We start from the raw sequence: 3,036 nt of genomic DNA on the forward strand, positions 1-3,036 counted from the left end.
TGATCTTCAAGTTCTGGTTTCACCTGTCCAAGAAGCAGATGAAAGCGCGGCTCAAATCGCTGGCCGACGACCCTCTGCACAGCTGGCGCATCAGCCCGCTGGACTGGCAGCAATCGCAGACCTACGACAAGTTCGTCAAATACGGCGAGCGCGTGCTGCGCCGCACCAGCCGCGATTACGCGCCGTGGCATGTTATCGAAGGCGTCGATGCCAATTACCGCAGCCTGGCGGTGGGCAAGATTCTCCTCGAAGGCCTGCAAAGTGCGCTCAAGCGTGCCGACGTCAATCCCCACGAAGTCAGTGCCGCGCCGCTGGGCACGCCGGTCGATCAGTTGAACCTGCTCGACAGCCTCGACCTGACCCAGCGTCTGGACAAGAAAGACTATGAAGAACAACTGATCACCGAACAGGCGCGTCTGTCCGGACTGATGCGCGACAAACGCATGCGTCGCCATGCGCTGGTGGCGGTGTTCGAGGGTAACGACGCGGCGGGCAAGGGCGGGGCGATTCGCCGCGTGGCAGCGGCGCTCGATCCGCGTCAGTACAGCATCGTCCCGATCGCCGCGCCCACCGAAGAAGAGCGCGCGCAACCGTATTTGTGGCGGTTCTGGCGGCACCTTCCGGCGCGGGGCAAATTCACCGTGTTCGACCGCTCCTGGTATGGACGGGTGCTGGTCGAGCGGATCGAAGGCTTCTGCACCCCGGCCGACTGGCTGCGCGCCTACGGCGAAATCAATGACTTCGAAGAGCAACTGGCCGATGCCGGCGTCATCGTCGTCAAGTTCTGGCTGGCCATCGACAAGGACACGCAGATGGAGCGCTTTCAGGAGCGCGAAGAGATTTCCTTCAAGCGCTTCAAGATCACCGAAGACGACTGGCGCAACCGCGAAAAGTGGGACGACTATCGCCGGGCGGTCGGCGACATGGTCGATCGCACCAGCACCGAGATCGCGCCGTGGACGCTGGTCGAGGCTAATGACAAACGCTGGGCGCGGGTGAAAGTGTTGCGCACGATCAACCGCGCGCTGGAAGACGCGTTCGAGAAATCCGACAAGAAGGCCAAAAAGCACAAGGACTGAAGCGATGGCCGCGCATACGCCGGGTGAATGATCCTCGCGGTCGGCAAGAAGGTGGACTTATGCTCAGGTCCACTCTCAACCGACAACAACAATGAGGTATGCCATGCGTGAAGTGGTGATCGTCGACAGCGTGCGGACCGGCCTGGCCAAATCCTTTCGCGGCAAGTTCAACCAGACCCGCCCCGATGACATGGCGGCCCACTGCGTCAATGCGCTGCTGACCCGCAACGACATCGACCCGGCCAGCGTCGAGGACTGCATCGTCGGCGCCGGCTCCAACGAGGGCGCGCAGGGCTACAACATCGGCCGCAACGTCGCGGTGCTGTCGCGCCTGGGCACCGGCACCGCCGGCATGACCCTCAACCGTTTCTGCTCGTCGGGTTTGCAGGCGATTGCGATTGCCGCCAACCAGATCGCCTCCGGTTGCAGCGACATCATCGTCGCCGGCGGCGTCGAGTCGATCAGCCTGACCCTGAAGAGCGTCAACACCGATCATCTGATCAACCCGCTGCTCAAGCAACAGACTCCCGGCATCTACTACACCATGGGCCAGACCGCCGAAGTGGTGGCGCGCCGTTACGGTGTCAGCCGCGAGGCGCAGGATCGTTATGCGCTGCAAAGTCAGCTGCGCACGGCCCAGGCCCAGGCTGCGGGTTTGTTCGATGATGAAATCGTGCCGATGGCGGTGAAATACCGCGTCGAGGACAAGAACAGTGGCGACGTACAAATTGTCGACGGCGTGGTCGAGCGCGACGACTGCAACCGCCCGGACACCACCTACGAAAGCCTTGCCGGTTTGAAACCGGTGTTCGCCGACGACGGTTCGGTGACGGCGGGCAATTCATCGCAGCTGTCCGACGGTGCGTCGATGACACTGGTCATGAGTCTGGACAAAGCGCTGGAGCTGGGGCTCAAGCCGAAGGCGTTTTTCCGTGGCTTCACCGTGGCCGGTTGCGAGCCGGACGAAATGGGCATCGGCCCGGTGTTCTCGGTGCCGAAACTGCTCAAGGCCAAGGGCCTGCAAGTGGCGGATATCGATCTGTGGGAATTGAACGAGGCGTTCGCTTCGCAGTGCCTGTACAGCCGCGACCGGCTGGAGATCGACAACGACAAATACAACGTCAATGGCGGCTCGATTTCCATCGGCCACCCGTTCGGCATGACCGGCTCGCGCCAGGTCGGGCATCTGATTCGGGAATTGCAGCGGCGCAATCTGCGTTACGGCATCGTCACCATGTGTGTGGGCGGCGGCATGGGGGCGAGCGGGTTGTTTGAGGCGGTGCGCTAAAGGATTGGTTGCCTGTTCAGGCCCCTTCGCGAGCAGGCTCGCTCCCACAGGTTCAGGGTGTACATAATTTCAATGTTCACCAAAATCCTGTGGGAGCGAGCCTGCTCGCGAAGGCAGCGCCACGGTTCAGCGGCTAGAATCCTGCCCCTGCATCCGCGCTATATAAGCCTGAATCTCCCGCTCGATCACCTGACCGTCATACGGCCCTTCAAGGGTGTTTTCGCGGGTGCTGAAATACAGCTCGCCATTGACCCGGCACACGCGGTCGCTGCGAAAACGGGTGGCGGGGGCGCTGTCCTCGGCGCGCATGGCGTACATGTCGGTCTCCCTGATATGCGTTGAAGAGTCTGCAATCAGCTTATGCCTGAAGCACTTGGCGCGCCTGCCCGGCCGATCAACGGCGGCGCGCCGGTTTACTGCTGCGACCTGCACAGTTTCATTCGCGGCCTGCCGGTAACTGTCCCTGTGTTGTGCGCGGTCGGGCGCCTAGAATGAGTGTTCTTGTCAGCAGGCTTTTGGGGTTCGCATGCACATTTCATCGGGGCGCTGGGTGTACGGACTGTTCCTGGCGCTGCTGACCGCGTTTCTGTGGGGCATCCTGCCGATCAAGCTAAAACAGGTATTGCAGGTGATGGACCCGGTCACGGTGACCTGGTTTCGCCTGATGGT

The 3,036-nt window shown here is 61.8% G+C and carries 4 protein-coding genes; 3 read left to right on the top strand and 1 reads right to left on the bottom strand.

The features are described from left to right. Positions 1–1,079, top strand: a 1,079-nt coding sequence (locus D6877_RS20330) for a polyphosphate kinase (RefSeq protein ID WP_130911920.1), incomplete at its 5' end; no start/stop codon positions are given. 103 nt (positions 1,080–1,182) lie between these two features. Next, the gene (locus tag D6877_RS20335) at positions 1,183–2,367 is read left to right on the top strand and encodes a thiolase family protein (protein ID WP_130911917.1); all 1,185 of its coding nucleotides are present in this window, start codon (positions 1,183–1,185) and stop codon (positions 2,365–2,367) included. A 126-nt stretch (positions 2,368–2,493) separates the two neighbouring features. Here D6877_RS20335 and D6877_RS20340 read toward each other — a convergent pair whose 3' ends face one another. Further along, entirely contained in the window at positions 2,494–2,685 is a 192-nt protein-coding gene (locus tag D6877_RS20340) for a DUF6316 family protein (protein WP_130911918.1), read from the bottom strand. A gap of 208 nt (positions 2,686–2,893) precedes the next feature. Here D6877_RS20340 and D6877_RS20345 point away from each other — a divergent pair. After that, positions 2,894–3,036: EamA family transporter (locus tag D6877_RS20345; protein WP_347233422.1), on the top strand; the 143-nt coding region annotated here is incomplete at its 3' end.

The organism is Pseudomonas sp. Sample_9 (genome assembly GCF_004307535.1).
Taxonomy (GTDB): Bacteria; Pseudomonadota; Gammaproteobacteria; order Pseudomonadales; family Pseudomonadaceae; genus Aquipseudomonas; species Aquipseudomonas mercuritolerans.